14 protein-coding genes are annotated in these 17829 nt (G+C 43.1%); 7 read left to right on the top strand and 7 right to left on the bottom strand.

Translation table 11 applies throughout. From position 1 onward, the window contains the following. Window positions 1-963: 963 nt before the first annotated feature. A complete protein-coding gene (locus L2740_RS20375) occupies window positions 964-1497 on the top strand; it encodes a thioredoxin family protein (RefSeq protein ID WP_248951862.1) in 534 nt (177 codons plus the stop codon). Window positions 1498-1600: 103 nt separating this feature from the next. Here L2740_RS20375 and L2740_RS20370 read toward each other — a convergent pair whose 3' ends face one another. The 3 genes from L2740_RS20370 to rhlB all read right to left on the bottom strand — a co-directional run bounded on the left by L2740_RS20370 (window position 1601) and on the right by rhlB (window position 7010). Continuing rightward, window positions 1601-4327: a TonB-dependent receptor domain-containing protein gene (locus tag L2740_RS20370; protein ID WP_248951861.1), complete on the bottom strand. Its 2727-nt coding sequence runs from the start codon at window positions 4325-4327 to the stop codon at window positions 1601-1603. Window positions 4328-4774: 447 nt separating this feature from the next. Next, window positions 4775-5686: a Ppx/GppA phosphatase family protein gene (locus L2740_RS20365; protein ID WP_248951860.1), complete on the bottom strand. Its 912-nt coding sequence runs from the start codon at window positions 5684-5686 to the stop codon at window positions 4775-4777. 13 nt (window positions 5687-5699) lie between these two features. Then, the gene (rhlB, locus tag L2740_RS20360) at window positions 5700-7010 is read right to left on the bottom strand and encodes an ATP-dependent RNA helicase RhlB (protein WP_248951859.1); all 1311 of its coding nucleotides are present in this window, start codon (window positions 7008-7010) and stop codon (window positions 5700-5702) included. A 405-nt stretch (window positions 7011-7415) separates the two neighbouring features. Here rhlB and trxA point away from each other — a divergent pair, with 405 nt between their 5' ends. Both trxA and rho read left to right on the top strand, forming a co-directional pair. Beyond that, a complete protein-coding gene (gene trxA, locus L2740_RS20355) occupies window positions 7416-7742 on the top strand; it encodes a thioredoxin TrxA (RefSeq protein WP_012278950.1) in 327 nt (108 codons plus the stop codon). A gap of 237 nt (window positions 7743-7979) precedes the next feature. Further along, window positions 7980-9245: a transcription termination factor Rho gene (rho, locus tag L2740_RS20350; RefSeq protein ID WP_248472402.1), complete on the top strand. Its 1266-nt coding sequence runs from the start codon at window positions 7980-7982 to the stop codon at window positions 9243-9245. A gap of 93 nt (window positions 9246-9338) precedes the next feature. On the opposite strand, the gene L2740_RS20345 is transcribed toward rho, so the two are convergent. The 4 genes from L2740_RS20345 to L2740_RS20330 form a co-directional block, all read right to left on the bottom strand. Beyond that, entirely contained in the window at window positions 9339-10253 is a 915-nt protein-coding gene (locus L2740_RS20345; RefSeq protein ID WP_248951858.1) for a LysR family transcriptional regulator, read from the bottom strand. Between the two features lie 143 nt (window positions 10254-10396). Further along, window positions 10397-11128: a fumarate reductase iron-sulfur subunit gene (locus tag L2740_RS20340; RefSeq protein ID WP_248472478.1), complete on the bottom strand. Its 732-nt coding sequence runs from the start codon at window positions 11126-11128 to the stop codon at window positions 10397-10399. Window positions 11129-11136: 8 nt separating this feature from the next. Continuing rightward, on the bottom strand, window positions 11137-13134 hold the full coding sequence (locus L2740_RS20335; RefSeq protein WP_248951857.1) for a fumarate reductase flavoprotein subunit: 1998 nt from the start codon (window positions 13132-13134) through the stop codon (window positions 11137-11139). Between the two features lie 147 nt (window positions 13135-13281). Beyond that, window positions 13282-14001, bottom strand: a complete 720-nt coding sequence (locus L2740_RS20330) for a fumarate reductase cytochrome b subunit (protein ID WP_248951856.1) — start codon at window positions 13999-14001, stop codon at window positions 13282-13284. Between the two features lie 409 nt (window positions 14002-14410). On the opposite strand from L2740_RS20330, the gene prmA reads away from it, so the two are divergent. From prmA to L2740_RS20310, 4 genes are all read left to right on the top strand, one after another. Beyond that, window positions 14411-15292: a 50S ribosomal protein L11 methyltransferase gene (gene prmA / locus L2740_RS20325; protein ID WP_248951855.1), complete on the top strand. Its 882-nt coding sequence runs from the start codon at window positions 14411-14413 to the stop codon at window positions 15290-15292. Window positions 15293-15443: 151 nt separating this feature from the next. Next, complete coding sequence (dusB, locus tag L2740_RS20320; protein WP_248951854.1) at window positions 15444-16412, top strand: tRNA dihydrouridine synthase DusB; 969 nt, start codon at window positions 15444-15446, stop codon at window positions 16410-16412. 17 nt (window positions 16413-16429) lie between these two features. Next, window positions 16430-16735, top strand: a complete 306-nt coding sequence (fis, locus tag L2740_RS20315) for a DNA-binding transcriptional regulator Fis (RefSeq protein WP_012153658.1) — start codon at window positions 16430-16432, stop codon at window positions 16733-16735. 166 nt (window positions 16736-16901) lie between these two features. Further along, window positions 16902-17750, top strand: a complete 849-nt coding sequence (locus L2740_RS20310) for a hypothetical protein (protein WP_248951853.1) — start codon at window positions 16902-16904, stop codon at window positions 17748-17750. The last annotated feature ends 79 nt before the right edge of the window (window positions 17751-17829 follow it).

The raw sequence follows: 17829 nt of genomic DNA, 5'->3' as shown, positions 1-17829 counted from the left end.
TTTTTCAAGCGATGATTCTTTATACACTCTCGTGTTAATAACCATCTAATTGAGCTTCTAAAGCGATTGTCACCTGAGGCTAATTTCCGTAGAAGTTAATCTCTCTAACACCGCTGCAAGTCCCGTTCTATCTAGCTTAACGCTGGGTAGTTGGCCTGCTGTGCCGTGTCAGTGGATGCGCATTATAGGGAGTTTTGATCTGAGCGCAAGCGCTTTTTGAAAGAAAAATCATGTTTTTTCAAAAAGATTTTATAAGCACACCATACCCACTAAATACCCCCAGAGTTATCCACAAAACTCAAATTCATGTCTATTATTTGCCCGCCGGGATAATGAGTCTAGTACAGTATTTTTGAGTTGCACGGACAATTTCAAACAAATTTGATTTTTCTAATAGCTGTCGTTGTTATATACGCATTTACTAAATGCTAAGTAAGAGTTGCTCTCACTCTTTCATAGAATACGGATAGATATATATAGGAGGGAAAACTACATGTAGCAACCTAGTTCCAATTGACGCTAGTAATTAGCTTTACAACTTATAGGTTTGCATGCATACCTTATCTATCCTCAAATCATTTAGGATTTGCGCTATAAATTCTTATATTACCAATTTGGCGCAGTTATCCCTCACCAAAAACAGCAGTTCAACTTATATAGTGTCAATTTAGAAAGAATCCACAATCTGCCATCAAGGTTTTGAGGGGGTAGATTTCTAGATTTATTCTTTCCATCTAGTCAAATTCAGGCATCAATAAATGCCGACTTTAATACAGTAAGAATTAATTTAACTAAAAGCTCGTTTCAGCTAGTTTTAAGACTTGCTCATTGAAAAGGACATTCAAGATGCATTTTTCATTTATAAGGTGATCCCTTTAACAATGCGACAATCGTTAGCTTCAACCATTTGTTTAGGCATGTTTGAATGAGGCAATATCATTTCTAGTTGCCTAAGGTATTATCATGCACAATAACGTTAAAGCATTACTCGCGACCACATTGTTATTTTTCAGTAGCCAAAGCATGGCAAATAGCGGCTGCGGTTTTGAAGATAAACAAGATGGCTTTCTAGCAACTTGTAGTGAGGAGAAACAAGAAGTGATTTTAACTGGTGCAGTAACACATCAAGAACTAAATGCATTCGATTGGTTTAATGACGAATATACAAATTACCAAGCTGATGCTGAGATTATCGCAAAACTACAGCAAGTTGATAAACCAACTCAAGTAACCGTTATTATTGGCACATGGTGCCCAGACTGCCATCGTGAAACACCAAGATTTATCCGTCTCATTGAAGAGATCAATAACCCGAATATACAAGTCACCTATATTGGTGTTGATAGAGAGAAGCAAGATCCACAAGGTTTAGCCGCTAACTATGAGTTCAGCCGTATTCCTACCTTTATTGTTGAGCAAAATGATCAAGAGGTTGGCCGAATTATTGAAAGACCTGAAGTGTCGCTGGAAGCTGATTTATTTAATATCTTGAAGTAATGCGACCGAAAGCTAACAGCTAAATTTTAGCTTTATCGCATAAAATAGAAAGGCACTCCTGTGAGTGCCTTTTTATTAGTTAAATAAAGCTAAAAACAAGTACCTAGAAAGATTGGCGGAAACCGGCCCAATAAGTACGACCACGGATATCATATAAGTCAGCATCATATGTACCATCGTAGGCGAACTGAGGGTCTTCATCTGTTAAGTTAGTTACACCAAGAGAAATGCTGTTGTTCCATGGCAGAGTATAGGTATAAGTTAAGTTGTGATAGAAAATCGAATCAATCTCATACAACTTACCATCGTCCTCTGTTTGGCCTGCATCAGGATCCCAACTACCATCAACTACATCCCAGCTCTTTTGAGAACCAATAAAGTTACCAAAATAACTTACAACATGATCGCCATAGCTATAGTCTGCCGTTAAATTAACACGATGGTCAGGAGTACCTTCGCGCCCAGCCTCATCATCAGACAGGATTTGAACACCTGCTGATGAGTATGATGACTTATACTTAAGGAAGTATGACCATCCTAAGCCAAAGTTAAAATCACCGTAGTCACTATCAAAGCCTGCACCAACTTTAACGTCGATACCTTCACGCTCACTCAAACCCACGTTAAGTTTTTGGCTAACCACGTAGTCGATTTTACCATTACCTAAACGACTAATTTCAGTGCCAGGGTAGATAGTTGAAACATCAGGACGTGCAACGCCTGCAGCGTCAGCTGCCTCCCAAAGCTTTGCTTGAGTACGTACAATTTCACTTGCACCTAACGAATCAATCAAATTCGTAGTTTCTAGAGACCAATAATCTAAAGAGATATTTACTTGGTCCGAAATTTCCCAAACAACACCGAGGTTATATGATTCAGACTCTTCAGGCTGTAACTCTTCATTACCACCAGTTCGAGTTGGACCATAATCCCAACGACTGCAGCTATCAATGCTTTCACCCTGCTCATAGCAATTTAGGTAATTCTTGATATAACCAAACCCTTCAGACGTACCTTGATAAAGATCTGATAGCGTCGGTGCGCGGAAGCCCGTTCCCCACGATGCACGCAGCAATAAAGGCTCAATTAGATTATAGCGAACTGATACTTGCGGATTAAATGTGCCACCAAAATCGGAATACTCATCATAACGACCCGCTAAGTTTAGCTCCAAGTTATCAAGAATTGGCATCGCCATTTCAAAGTAACCAGCTGTAACATCTCTTTCGCCTTCACCACCAGAGCCCCCATTACCGCCAACAATTTGCCCAGCTTCAGCCAATGCAGCAACTTTTGAATCCAGTGATTCTTCACGATATGAAGCACCAACATACATGCCAGCAGCACCACCTGGTAGCTCGAATAGTTCAAATGACAAACCGCCATTAATGTCTACATAAGTCGCAGCCATGCGCTTATCGTAGTTAGCTGTAGCACCAGCAGGCATTTCAGAATTTGGGTCACGTGGATCCCAACCTTCAAATGAATTAGTTTGATCATTCCACTGACCTACCAAATCAGTTGTAGCACCTTTTAACTGATAGCCGGTACCCCACGTATAGTTATCGTACTTATTGTAATTAAAAGAAATATCCCAATCTAAGTTATCAGTAGAACCGTCTAAACCGACTAAAATGTCGTAGATATTATCGTGGTGTTCTGCAACACGATCCCCAGCAGTATCAAAGCGGTAGTTCATGCCAGCATCAGGATCTGCAACTAGCTCAACAAGATCTAAACCTTCATCAGTTGTATAAGCCGGTAAACCATTTGGAATACTGATTGAAGCAGGAACTGGCGCTGAAATATCGATGGTTTCATTTGATGCCCAATAAGCTCGCGCAGTAAGTTCAATTTGATCCGTGATCTCATAGTTGTAGTGGATCAACGTATTATTACGTGTTTGGTCGGTTGAGGTTGCTGCTGCTCGCGTATAGTCATACGCACAAAGTGTGTCGCCTGGATAGTCTGAATCATCTAGTGGTCCTAAAAAAGCATCACCATAAACATCTGAACAGCTTTTATCTGAATTAGAAAATGGTGCAGAATATACCCAACCGCCAGCGCCACCTTGGGTCAAGACTCTACCTGTTGGACTAATATTCACCCAATCTTGATAATCATTTGGATCTCCACCTTCAACAACGAAAGGCTGAGTATACCAACGGTCTTTTTGCATAATCTTTTGTTGTTCGTAATGCTCAACAGTAAAAACTAAATGGCCTTTATCTGAATTCAAACCGCCTGTGAATGACAGGTTTGACGAGTCACCGCCAGTTTGTTCAGGACGATCAAGGCGTGCATCAAACTGAACACCTTCAAAGTCTTTTTTCAGAATAATATTTACTACACCCGCAATAGCATCTGTGCCATAAATTGCTGAAGCACCATCAGTTAAGATCTCAATACGCTCAACGGCTGCCATTGGAATGGTATTAATATTTGCTGCACCACCATCCATAACAGGTGACTTAGCCATACGCTTACCATCTAAAAGCGTTAGTGTATGAAAAGCTGAGGCACCTTTTAGCTGTACTGTCGACTGAGAGCCCCAGCCATTGTTAGAACCGCCGCCCCAAGAACCAAAGGCATTTAAGTTTGAGCTACGTAATGCATCACCTACAGTAGAAAAGCCTGACTTTGCCAGCTCATCAGCCGTAATTGTGGTGATAGGGCTTGCACCTTCCATATCGATACGCTTAATACGCGAACCTGTGACTTCTATGCGCTCAACACTTTCTTCTGTTTCTGCTGCATATACTGGTGCTGATACAGCAACCATGCCACTACAAGCCAAGCTAACTAGCTTTGCAACTTTATTAAATCTCATCTTCCGTCTCCCCAGAATGTAATTTTTAAGTGCTATTGCTTGAGCAGTAAAGTGTCCTAAAGCCAAATACAACCACGAAACAATGCGACAACATTTGTATCACATATTTTATTTTGTATGCAATATATCATTTTCAAGCTGCAATAATAGAAATGCAAAATAAACATTTAAAAAATCAAGTAACGGTGAGGAATAACAGTTTAGATAAATGGCCTAAAAATTAGACGGGATAATAAATAAGTCTGGAATTAATTGTGGGGAGAAAGAATAGTCAAGTGCGTAGAAATGCAATATAACAAAAATATTTCAACCGCTATCTAAGCGACAAAAATAACTAAATAGCAACGATAGGAGAGATTAAAGCAAGTAGAGTTAACGTTTGAAATTCCTCAACAATACCAAGAAATATTCTAGATAAGCACTTAAACTAGGGGTAATTCATAAGCATTAACAACAGTTAGCAAGATTTTGCAATACACCTTCACGCAATGCGCCACCTGAAAGGTGAAGCTTTTGAATATCGAGCAATTCAAATAACGCCAATAAAATAGCCACTCCAGCGGCAAATGTTGGTGCGCGATCAGGATTAAGGCCTTTGATATTCAACATTGAATTGTCGTTTTGAGATAGGATTTCTTGCTTTAAACTCGATAATACATCTAAGGTTATCACACTTGATAAACCGCGATGATTAAGCAACTCAACCACAGACTGCACACTGCCTGAGGCGCCAACAGCACAATGCCAACCTAAGGTTTTCAGTTGAGACAGTTGTTCACTCAGTACCGACTTGACTCTGGCTTTAGCATCATCAAAGTCGAGCAGCTGTAAAGGCGAACTTGCAAAAAATGAGTCATTAAACGTGACGCAGCCCATAGGCAGGCTGGTTTTTAGCAGCACCTTGCTACCATCGCCAATAATAAACTCAGTACTAGCACCGCCGATGTCTATCACTAAGCGCCGACCTTCGCCAGCCGTTGTGGCAACCATTCCTTGATAGATCAATTCAGCTTCGCGCATGCCTGAAATGATCTCAATCGGATGACCAAGAATAGGCAAAGCACGATGGCAAAATTCGTCTGAATTAGAAATTTTACGTAATGTCGCGGTTGCGATAACTGCAACATTATTTGCAGACACGCCCTCTTTTTGGAGCATGTCAGCAAACATAGTTAAACAATCTAGACCGCGTAATAACACCTCTTCACTTAGTGAGCCATCATCTTGGATCCCTTCGGCTAAGCGAACTTTTCGCTTATATTTAGCAATAACTTTAGGTTGTTGGCCGACGGTTTTCGCGACTAACATATTAAAGCTATTTGAGCCGAGGGTAATGGCTGCATAAAGAGGTGCTGTCATTACGTGTTACCGCCTATGAATGTCTACGAGTTCTGTCATGACGCCGCGGACCATTGCGCTGGCCACCTTGTGGACGAGGGCTGCCCGGAGCACGAGTATTACGCGTGTGGGTGCTAGGCTTGCGATGAATTTTCACTGGTGGTGGAATATCATCAAGTAAGGCACTGCTGTCGTATGACGTAACAGGAATTGAATGCTGAATATAAGATTCAATCGCAGGTAAGTTTAGCGCGTACTCTTCACAAGCAAAACTGACCGACACACCTTTTTGACCAGCACGACCTGTACGACCAATACGGTGCACATAGTCCTCACAATCGTCAGGTAGGTCATAGTTATAAACGTGTGAAACATCAGAGATGTGTAAACCACGCGCAGCAACGTCAGTTGCCACTAGAATATCAATCTCACCTTTGGTGAATTGCTCTAGAATACGTAAACGTTTCTTTTGCGGCACATCACCGGTTAACAGGCCTGCGCGATGTCCGTCACCTTCAAGCCATGACCAGACTTTTTCACAGCTATGCTTGGTATTTGAGAATACGATGGCTTTTTCTGGCCAGTCTTCTTCAAGCAAAGACAATAACAAAGGCATCTTCTCCTCCATCGATGGATAGAAGATCTCCTCTTTAATATTCTTGGATGTTTTCTCGTTTGGCGCAATCTCAACTTTTTCAGGCTCATTCATGTGGTCATAAGCAAGTTCTTGCACTTTCATTGAAAGCGTTGCAGAGAACAACATGTTTAAACGTGATTTAGCATCTGGCATACGTCTAAACAAGAAACGAATGTCTTTAATAAAGCCAAGATCGAACATGCGATCCGCTTCATCAAGCACTACCGCTTGAATGCCACTAACATTGATAACGCCTTGACGTACATAATCGATAATGCGACCAGTGGTACCAATTAAAATATCAACGCCTTTGTCTAATACTTTACGTTGAACTTCATAACCTTCACCGCCATAAACAATACCTACTTTCAAACCAGTATGTTTAGCCAATAGGTTAGCATCTTTCGCAATCTGGATAGCCAACTCACGAGTCGGCGCCATAATAATTGCACGAGGTTGATTTAATTGGCGGTTTTCAGGAATAGGTGTCGATAGAAGGTGGTTAAACGTCGCAACCAAAAAGGCCAGAGTTTTACCGGTACCCGTTTGTGCCTGACCGGCTATATCTTTTTTTTCTAATAAAATTGGTAACGATAAAGCCTGAATTGGAGTACAGAACTCAAAACCAGCTTCATTAAGTGCTTGATGTACTTCTTTATTCAAAGGGAAGTCAGCAAACTTCTGTGTAGATAAATGTGTTTCGCTCATAGCGCAGGCTTACCTGTAAAAGGTTGCAATAAAAAACTCGATCGTTTGAAATAGCGATTGAATTTTATCACGGAAAATTGGTGCACTCTCGGAGAAACGTTTACCACGATATTTTTGGCATCAATGACGGAATCATCATTCCCTCTATATTTATGTGATGCAATGAAATTTAAGCGTGTGTTTATCGTTCTCTTTAGGACAATTTTAAACGCATCAGGCGTTAAACGTCGTTGACGTAGGCTAACTATGCCTGTAAATCAGCGTCTTGTCTAAAGCGATTTAACATACTCAAGAGTGCCGACAGTAATATTTGCATAACTTTTAGCTTGAAAAGCTATTTTACCGACCCAATATACAGGTTAAGCCATTAACAAACCAGCAATGGCAGCCAAACTGGAGAACGACATGAGCGACAAGATTGTATACCTAAGCGACGATAGCTTTGAAAATGACGTAATTAATTCAGAACTACCAGTTCTGGTTGATTTTTGGGCTGAATGGTGTGGTCCATGTAAGATGATCGCCCCAATCTTAGATGACGTAGCTGAAGAATACGAAGGTAAGATCACTATCGCTAAATTAAACGTTGACCAAAACAACGTTTCACCAGCTAAATACGGCGTTCGCGGCATTCCAACTCTACTGCTATTTAAAGCAGGCGAGCTTGCTGCAACTAAAGTTGGCGCACTATCAAAAACTCAACTTAAAGAGTTCATTGACGCGCAACTTTAATCACTAAAACACCGCGCAACACTCGATTGTGCGGTGTATAAGTGACTCCCGGCACAGCTTCAACAAGAAAATGTGTCGGGTTTAGCTAAACTTCTAGACGCCTCGCCCTGTTAGTGCTACTTTAATGACCAGAATCATTCTAATTAACCCACTTCTCGCTATCCGATTGATACTCATTAAGCTACAAAACTGTCGATCGTAGATGGCATTGCCACGTACAAAACAAGACCCACCAAGATGAATTTATCAGAATTAAAAAACACCTCAATATCAGATTTAGTCCAGCTTGCGCAGGACATGAAGCTAGATAATATGGCTCGTGCTCGTAAGCAAGACATTATTTTCTCTATTCTTAAGGCCCACGCTAAAAGCGGTGAAGATATTTTCGGTGGTGGCGTTTTAGAGATTTTACAAGACGGCTTCGGCTTCCTTCGTAGCTCTGATGGTTCATACTTAGCGGGTCCAGATGATATTTACGTATCACCGAGCCAAATTAGACGCTTTAACATGCGCACCGGTGACACGATTTTTGGTAAAATTCGTCCACCAAAAGAAGGCGAACGTTATTTTGCCCTGCTAAAAGTTACCGAAGTTAACTTCGACAAGCCTGAAAACTCTCGCAACAAAATCCTTTTTGAAAACTTAACTCCGCTACATGCACAAGATCGTCTACGCATGGAACGTGGTAATGGCTCTACTGAAGACATCACTTCACGTATTCTGGATTTATGTTCACCAATTGGTAAAGGTCAACGTGGTCTTATCGTTGCTCCACCAAAGGCTGGTAAAACATTGCTTCTACAAAACATGGCGCAAAGCATTACTCACAACAACCCAGAAGTGGTGTTGATGGTTCTGCTAATTGACGAACGTCCAGAAGAAGTAACAGAAATGCAGCGCATGGTAAAAGGTGAAGTAATTGCTTCGACCTTCGATGAACCTGCAAGCCGTCACGTACAAGTTGCCGAAATGGTAATTGAAAAAGCGAAGCGCCTAGTTGAGCACAAGAAAGACGTGGTTATCTTACTTGACTCTATCACGCGTCTAGCACGTGCTTATAACACCGTTATTCCTTCATCAGGCAAGGTACTTACTGGTGGTGTTGACGCCAATGCTCTACACCGTCCAAAGCGTTTCTTTGGTGCTGCACGTAACATCGAACATGGCGGTAGCTTAACGATTATCGCAACTGCGCTTGTTGATACAGGCTCTAAAATGGATGAAGTCATTTACGAAGAGTTCAAAGGTACGGGCAACCAAGAGTTACACCTTTCTCGTAAAGCGGCTGAAAAACGTGTATTCCCAGCAATCGACTTTAACCGTTCAGGTACGCGTCGTGAAGAGAAACTAACTACGCCGGACGAACTACAGAAGATGTGGATCCTACGTAAGATCCTTAATCCAATGGATGAAGTGACAGGTATGGAGTTCCTTATCGATAAATTGGCAATGACCAAAACTAACGATGAGTTCTTCACTGCGATGAAACGCGCTAAAAGCTAATTAGCTTTTACACTATCTGCCTTTAAACGGATAAAATGAAAAACCGCATTCGTGCGGTTTTTTTGTAGCTGCAATTTGTGCCGATTGGCATTATCAGTCCATCAGATGCTTTACCCGTGCTAAACGCTGTTTACAGCGCTCACGTATCATATCTCTAAGCAACAGAATCACAGGTGTAACATGCTCGCGTCCAGGGCATACCAAATATAAATCTGCTGATTCGCCTCGATAATCAGTGAGTAATGGCACTAAGCGACCAGTTTCAATATCCTCGGTCAAGTCTAACCAAGACTTAAACACTAGACCTTGACCCGCAATCGCCCAACGCCGGGCAATATCAGCGTCATTACAAATGCGGTTAGCAGTCACTCTGACTTTATATTGTTGACCATCTTTGTTAAAAACCCATTGGTCGTGAGTGCGCTCATCTAACATAAAAAACAAACAATTATGCTCCGCTAGCTGCTCAAGCGCAGTGATATCACCAAACTGCGCAATATAGTCTGGCGACGCACATAATACCCGACGTGAATTACAAACCTTAAAAGCCACCAGCGAAGAGTCTTTAGGTACGCCAGAGCGCAATGCCACATCTATTTTGTCATGATAAAAGTCAGACAAGTTATCGCCAATATGCAATCTAAGCTTAAGTTCGGGGTATGCCAGTAAAAAGTCATCCAACCACGGCAGTAGCACATTGCGGCCAACATCAGACGGAACAGAGAAGCTTACCAGTCCAGAAATGCTAGCTTGGGTGCTTTCAATCGCGCGCTGACCCACTTCGAGATCTGATAAAGCGCGACGGCAGTGAATAAGGTAACGTTCCCCAGCATCCGTTAAACGTAAGCTACGCGTGCTACGAATGAATAATGCTGTACCTAATTCCTTTTCTAACCGCTTTAAGCCTGCACTGGCCACAGCTGAAGATATGTCTAACTCAACTGCAGCGGCCGTTAAACTGCCGCAGTCAGCAACTCGCACAAACAGCTTCAAGTCATTCAGTTGCATTATCAATATTCCATTAATAAATACTTATATATTCATTCCAAATTGTAGATAAAGCTCGTACAAACGTCACCCATAAAAAAGCCTGCAATAAGCAGGCTTTTTAAGGTTTACTCGAATTGAAACGCTAAGTACTATCGAATCGATTAAACCAAGGTTACCGCCATCTTGCGACGAAGGTAAGCAATCTGCTGCATATGCGGCAAATCTTTCGGACAGTTGTCCTGACAACCTAACAAGGTCATACAGCCAAATACGCCGTCTTGATTACCAATTACATGGTAGAAGTCTTCAGCATTACGTGCATCACGGCTATCTAGCTCAAAACGCGCAATTTTCATTAGGCCAACTGCCCCAACAAAGGTATCACGCATCTGCTTAGTTGCGCACGCTGATACACACACGCCACACTCAACGCAGCGCTCTAGCTCATATAACTTAGCCGCTTCTTCTGGTGACATCGGCGCTTCTAAACGGTGAATATCATCATCGCCCGCTTTCGGGTGTAGCCATAGCTTTAAGCGCTCTGCAATTTCACGCATAAACTTACCCGTATTCACCGACAAGTCACCAATCAACTCAAAGCCAGGTAGCGGCATTAACTTGATCTTACCATCAGCAAATTTGCTAGTTAGGGTGCGACATGCCAGAGTCGGCATACCGTTAATCACCATAGCGCAGCTACCACAAATACCCGCACGACAAACAAAGTCAAACTGCAGCGATGGATCTTGCAACTCACGCAACTGATTTAGCGCAATAAAGACCGTCATACCAGGCGCTTCTTCGATCTGGTAATCCACCATCTTCGGCTTATCATCCGGCATTTGCGGATCATATCTGAAAATACTGAAAGTTAAGGTGCGGCCTTTAGCCATTTGTTGGCTCATTTAGCGATCTCTCCTGCGCCTGAGTTTAGTTTGTCACTCAAACGTTCGTTCTTTGGTTTTAATGATTCTGGTACGTCAAATGGCATAACTGCTGCTTGTTTTTGATGTCTATCGGCATCAGGGCCAAGCTGGCTGATAATCTCTGCAATTTGTTGTTCACGCTTTTCAGTGTCTGGATGGGCAATGGCATTGTCGATACCATAACCACGGTATCCTGGTGGCAACTCCATCTTCATCACATCTAACTGTTCATACTCAAGCTGTGGTGACAGGCTGTTAGCGTCTGGCCAGCTTGATAATGTACGGTTTAGCCAATCTTTATCATTACGCTGTGGGAAGTCCTCACGAGCGTGTGCTCCGCGGCTCTCTGTGCGCGCAGCTGCACCAGCTGCAACGGTTAGTGCCACTTTAAGCATGCGCTTAACACGCAGCGCTTCAACCAGCTCAGGGTTAGCATGGCGCTTCTTACACTTAAGGCCTAACGCATTGGCACGCTTAAGCAAGTCTTGCAGCTCGCTTACCGCTTTTTCAAGCTCAGGGCCATTACGGAAAATCCCCACGTAGTCCATCATAATGCGCTGCATCTGCTGCTTAAGCTCAAATGGATTCTCTGTACCGTCACCATCAATCAGTTCATCAATTTCACCTTGTAGTTTGCCTACAAAGGTCTCAACTAGATTGGTGTCGATTTCAAGGGTGTTCTGCTCACAGAAGTCGGCCACATACTTACCGATGATCATGCCGCCAACGACTGTTTCAGCTAATGAGTTACCGCCTAAACGGTTAAAGCCATGCATATCCCAACATGCCGCTTCACCGACACTGAATAGGCCTTTAAGCTGTGGGCTTTGACCGGTAGCGTCAGTACGGATACCGCCCATAGAGTAATGTTGCGTCGGTCTTACCGGGATCCAATCTTTAGCCGGGTCAATCCCAAGGAAGTTCTCACAAATTTCTTTTACTTCACGCAGGTTGGTTTCAACGTGCTTACGGCCTAACAAGGTAATATCTAGCCATAGATGCGGACCGTAAGGGCTATCCACCCCCTTACCTTTACGCATATGCTCAGTCATACGACGCGATACCACGTCACGTGATGCTAGCTCTTTCTTTTCTGGCTCGTAGTCAGGCATAAAGCGGTGACCATCTTTGTCACGCAATAAACCACCATCACCACGACAACCTTCAGTAGTTAAAATACCCACCGGCACAATCGCAGTAGGGTGGAACTGTACCGCTTCCATGTTACCTAACTTGGCAACACCGGTTTCTAGCGCCAGTGCTTGACCAACACCTTCACAGATAATAGCGTTAGTCGATACTTCATAAATACGCCCATAACCACCAGTAGCAATCGTGGTCGACTTAGCAACATACGCAATAAGCTCACCGGTAATTAAGCAGCGTGCAACCACACCGTGACAACGCTTACCATCATGAATAAGCGATAACGCCTCCATGCGCTCATGCACAGGAATGTCCATTGCAATCGCTTTGTTATCTACCGCATAAAGCAGCGAGTGACCAGTGCCGTCTGCCGTATAGCAAGTGCGCCATTTTTTAGTACCACCAAAGTCGCGGGCGTTAATTAAACCATGCGCCTCTTCTGCTTCTTCAATAGTGACTTTTTCTGCATTCACTACCACCTGACGTGGCCCTTTGGTAATGCGGGTCCAAGGTACGCCCCAATTAGCCAATTCACGCACAGCCTTAGGTGCACAGTGAGCAAACATACGAGCGACATCCTGATCGCATCCCCAGTCAGATCCTTTTACGGTATCTTGGAAATGCACATCTTCATCATCACCCATGCCTTTTACAGTGTTACCAAGACTTGCCTGCATACCACCTTGCGCTGCCGCAGAGTGTGAACGTTTAGCAGGGATCAGAGATAGCACAACGGTGTCGAGCCCTCTCTCTTTCGAGGCGATGGCGACCCTTAGTCCAGCCAGACCGGCGCCCACGACTAAAGAATCGGTATATATGAGTTTCACGCTTGCTCCTTAAATAGGAATAGATCGATGTTCTATTGCGCTGTGTAGTGGTTCATTACCACCCGCAGCGCTATTTTTATTGGTGTTATTGATGCCGATTAACTATCAAGATCAATCGGCATCAAGAATTTAGGTTAATCGTGCGCCTTATGGGCGAAACGGCTCAATAGGGAGTGTTAACTCGCTGCCGATAATCATGTACTGAGCTAGACTTAATAAGCCAATCACCATTAAGTACACCACTAAGATATGAGCGAATTTACGAAGACCATTACGATTAGCACTAATGCCCCACTTCACTGCAACGCGGTACAAACCAAACATTGCATGAATAACAACAGCAGGCAGCAACACGATATACAGTAACCATGCATTATCGTGATACACGCGCTCAGCACTTAAGTGCGGACCAATTTCAGGGGTCGCAATCATGGTGTATAAGTGCACAGGCACAAGGAAGAATAAGATGAAGCCGCTGACTAGCTGCCAAAACCACACACGAGTATCGCTATGGTTAACCACTTGCATTTGGCTGCGTAGCGCACGCCACTGGCCAATTTGCGCAGGGAAACGACGCAGTGCAAATGCCGCATGGACTAAAACCACTACTAATAAGAAAGTCGAGAAAATGGTGGTCAATAGCGGGTAACCATGGCCGGTTTCGCTAAACATGCCGCCTTCTAAAAATTGCACCACATGGTAAAAAGCTTCTTTACCAAATAAGATGCTAGATTCGAAGTGCAGATGCACTAACAAAAAGCATCCTAGTAGAATGCCGGTAGCACTTTGTAAACGGTCAGCTTTGGCAGACCAAGCGCTAGCCACTTTTTGTTTAAACAGAGTTGTAGTGTCGGTTAGGGTTCTCACGGTTATTTTTCTTTTATAGTGCCTATTATCGGGATTTACACCATAACAGGAAGATTTGCCCTACAAATATTCACCATTTTAAAGCGTGAGCTTGCTCACCAAGTAGCGCGGCACTCTTTGACGTCGATCACAAACACAAAATGACCAACCGAACACTGGTCAAACCATTTTACCGACAAAATTCAAACACTTGAAAAGAAAATATAAACACGCAACCAGCAAAAACCGTTAGACTTTAGTCTAAATTTAAGCTCATGATTTTGCGCATAATCTAACCCAAGATTTCACTTGCAAGTGTACGCTTAAGTAGCCTTACAACAAAAACCACAGCTTTTTAATGTTGGCGCTGACGTAAATCGAGCAGATGGTTTACAATAACGCCATTATATCTAGCTACAGAGACGATCCCATGCCTTGGATCCAATTAAAAGTCGACACCGACAACCAGCACGCCGATGCCTTAAGCGACATGCTTATGGATCTTGGTTCACTATCTATCACTTACGAAGATGGCAAAGATACACCAATCTTTGAGCCAACTTTAGGCGAAACACCACTGTGGAACCACACAGTACTAACAGCGCTATTTGAAGCCGATTACGATTTAGCGCCAATTGTGACCATGCTTAAAGGCTTGCCATACCTAGGTGAAAACTTCAGCCATAAGATTGAACAAGTTGAAGATAAAGACTGGGAACGTGAGTGGATGGATAACTTCCACCCGATTCAGTTTGGTGACCGTCTATGGATCTGCCCAAGCTGGCGTGAAACCCCTGATCCAACAGCAGTTAACGTGATCTTAGATCCAGGTTTAGCATTTGGTACTGGTACTCACCCAACCACAGCACTTTGTTTAGAGTGGTTAGACGGCCTAGATTACACCAATAAAGATGTTATCGACTTTGGTTGTGGCTCAGGTATTTTAGCCGTAGCCGCACTAAAACTTGGTGCAGAGCGCGTTACCGGTATCGATATCGACTACCAAGCGATTGAAGCCTCAAAAGCTAACGCTGAGCGTAACGGCGTTGAAGACAAACTAGACCTATACCTACCAGAAGATCAACCAGCCGATCTGCTTGCCGATATTCTCGTGGCCAACATTCTTGCGGGTCCACTGCGTGAACTTGCGCCACTTATTGCTGAAAAAGTAAAACCAGGTGGACAATTAGCACTATCAGGCCTGTTACAAGAACAAGCTGAAGAGATCTCAGCTTTCTACAGCCAGTGGTTCGATATGGATGCACCGGCTCACAAAGACGACTGGAGTCGCTTGACAGGCATACGCAAATAGCGGTAACCCGCGGCGCTTTCAGCGCCGCGACTGACTTCTCAGTCAACAAAAGTCAAGCAAAAAAGTTGCCCTCAGGTCATTTATTGACCTTTTCACAGGCTTGAAAAAGGCGTACTATAGCGCCCCTTTGACGAGCAAGGTGTTTTGATAAATGCAGATTGGACCCTATCGCCTGAAAAATCAGTTGATCGTGGCGCCAATGGCAGGTGTCACAGACCAACCCTTTAGAAATCTCTGTTTACGTTATGGCGCAGCCTTAGCCGTGTCGGAGATGCTTTCGTCTAATCCTGAGGTTTGGGATACAGACAAAAGCCGCTTGCGTATGACACACGCAGGTGAAGACGGAATACGTTCGGTTCAGATTGCCGGAGCAGATCCTGAGTTAATGGCCAATGCCGCTGTTGTCAACGTACAACAAGGGGCGCAAATCATTGACATCAATATGGGCTGCCCAGCGAAAAAAGTGAATAAGAAGCTTGCAGGATCAGCTTTGCTACAAGATCCAGTACAAGTAGAAGCAATTCTACGTGCTGTAGTAGCCGCGGTTGACGTGCCTGTTACGCTAAAAATTCGAACGGGTTGGGCTCCAGAGCACAGGAATGGTGTTCATATCGCCCAGATTGCAGAAGATTGCGGTATTGCTTCATTAGCCGTTCACGGCAGAACGAGGCAGTGCATGTACAAAGGCGATGCCGAGTACGACACAATCAAAGCAATTAAAAAACAGATCTCGATCCCCGTTGTCGCAAATGGAGACATTTTAACGCCAGAGAAAGCACGTTTTGTGTTGGATTATACTGGTGTGGATGCCCTGATGATAGGACGAGGAGCTCAAGGAAGGCCTTGGATATTTAGGGAAATCCAACATTACCTGGATACAGGTAATAAGCTAGCGCCCGTTGAGATGGATGAAATGCGTCAAGTTATGCTTGAACACTTGGAACTACTTTACAAACTGTATGGTGATTTCAAGGGCATCCGCTTCGCAAGAAAGCATGTTGGCTGGTACCTAGACCAAGAACATCAACGACCTTTTAGGGCCGAATTTAATCGACTCGAAACCGTTGAAGAACAATGTTCCATGGTGGAACGCTATTTTGATGAATTTGTTGCAAATTAATAAAGAGCAGAATACGAATGTTTGATCAGACTACTCACACTGAAGTTCACCCACTTACTGTTGGCAAAATCGAAACCGCAAGTGGCGCTATCAAGCCACAATTACTACGTGATGCGGTAAAGCGTGCTGTCACTAACTTTTTCGCTCAAATGGACGGGCAAGAAGCTGAAGAAGTATATGAAATGGTGTTAAGCGAAGTTGAAGCACCTCTGCTAGATATCATCATGCAACACACTCGTGGCAACCAAACTCGCGCTGCCAACATGCTAGGTATCAACCGTGGTACACTACGCAAGAAATTAAAGAAATACGGCATGAACTAAGACTAACGTCTTAACTTGCTGTATTAAAACGGGCTTTCCAGCAATGGGAAGCCCGTTTTGCTATGCGTGCTACACACGGTGCTACACACAGAAAAATATGAAGAACTGAAATCCCTCTAACCAACTTAAAACTAAAAGCTGCTATTAATAAGAGAAAGGTTAAACGATGACTATCATTCCACTCAAAGACAGAAAATCACGTATCGACGATATGAGTAAAATGATATTGCCAGAAATGGCACCAGATCAATTAAAGCTATTAGGGATATCTGTACAAGATATAGCTGAAGGGAACTCACACGATGCGTATCAAAATGACGCATCAGGAATAGAGCTTATCAGGCTTGTACGTCGAAGAGCAAAAGCTATCAAAACAAAGCAAAATGACCTATATGCCGACCGTAGCTCTATTAATCAGCCTTCTCAACTCGACCTAGTTCTTGATAACTGCGACGTATTCAAGCTGCTCATTCAAAAACTATGGAAAATATTGCCACCAGACGAACCTTATAATTGGCCTGTTTACCAACTCTTATATCAATTATTCTTCAATATTTTCCACATTGCTTATCCCGCAGGGAGCAATGATACGTGTGCACTTTTAGATAGGTATACCGATTCAGGGTATAAGTCGATAGTTAGCACTCCTAAAAAAGCTGGAGACACAAACGCAAATAAAACTAAAAGCATAAAACACTTAGTTATCTCGATGGCAAACCATATCTATCAGCATGAACATCTAATAGCTGCACCAAAAATTTTGTTAGCAGAAGCCATTCATACAAGAATCACCAACTTCTCAAAAGAAGGGGATAATATGAATATTGACGTTCTCACAAAGTTTGTCGAGCGTAAACCGGCTGAAAGCTCAATAGGTAGCTGGCTAAAGCCGATAAAAAAACCTAAAAACTCAGACAAACTACCCAAGCCAAGTCTACATAGGCTAGTGAACGAATTAGAGATAGCATTCAAAAATCAAAAAATAAACAAACACCTATCGATTCAACCCTCGTAAAAATTAAACTTTAAAATAAACAATACCTTAAAATAAAAAACAGGCTAACTCTAAGAGGACTGTCTGTTTTTTTATCTCA

This window comes from Shewanella pneumatophori, assembly GCF_023283895.1.
GTDB classification, from domain to species: domain Bacteria; phylum Pseudomonadota; class Gammaproteobacteria; order Enterobacterales; family Shewanellaceae; genus Shewanella; species Shewanella pneumatophori.
Note: the sequence above shows the minus strand (reverse complement) of the source record. Positions and strands in the feature narration are given on the sequence as shown.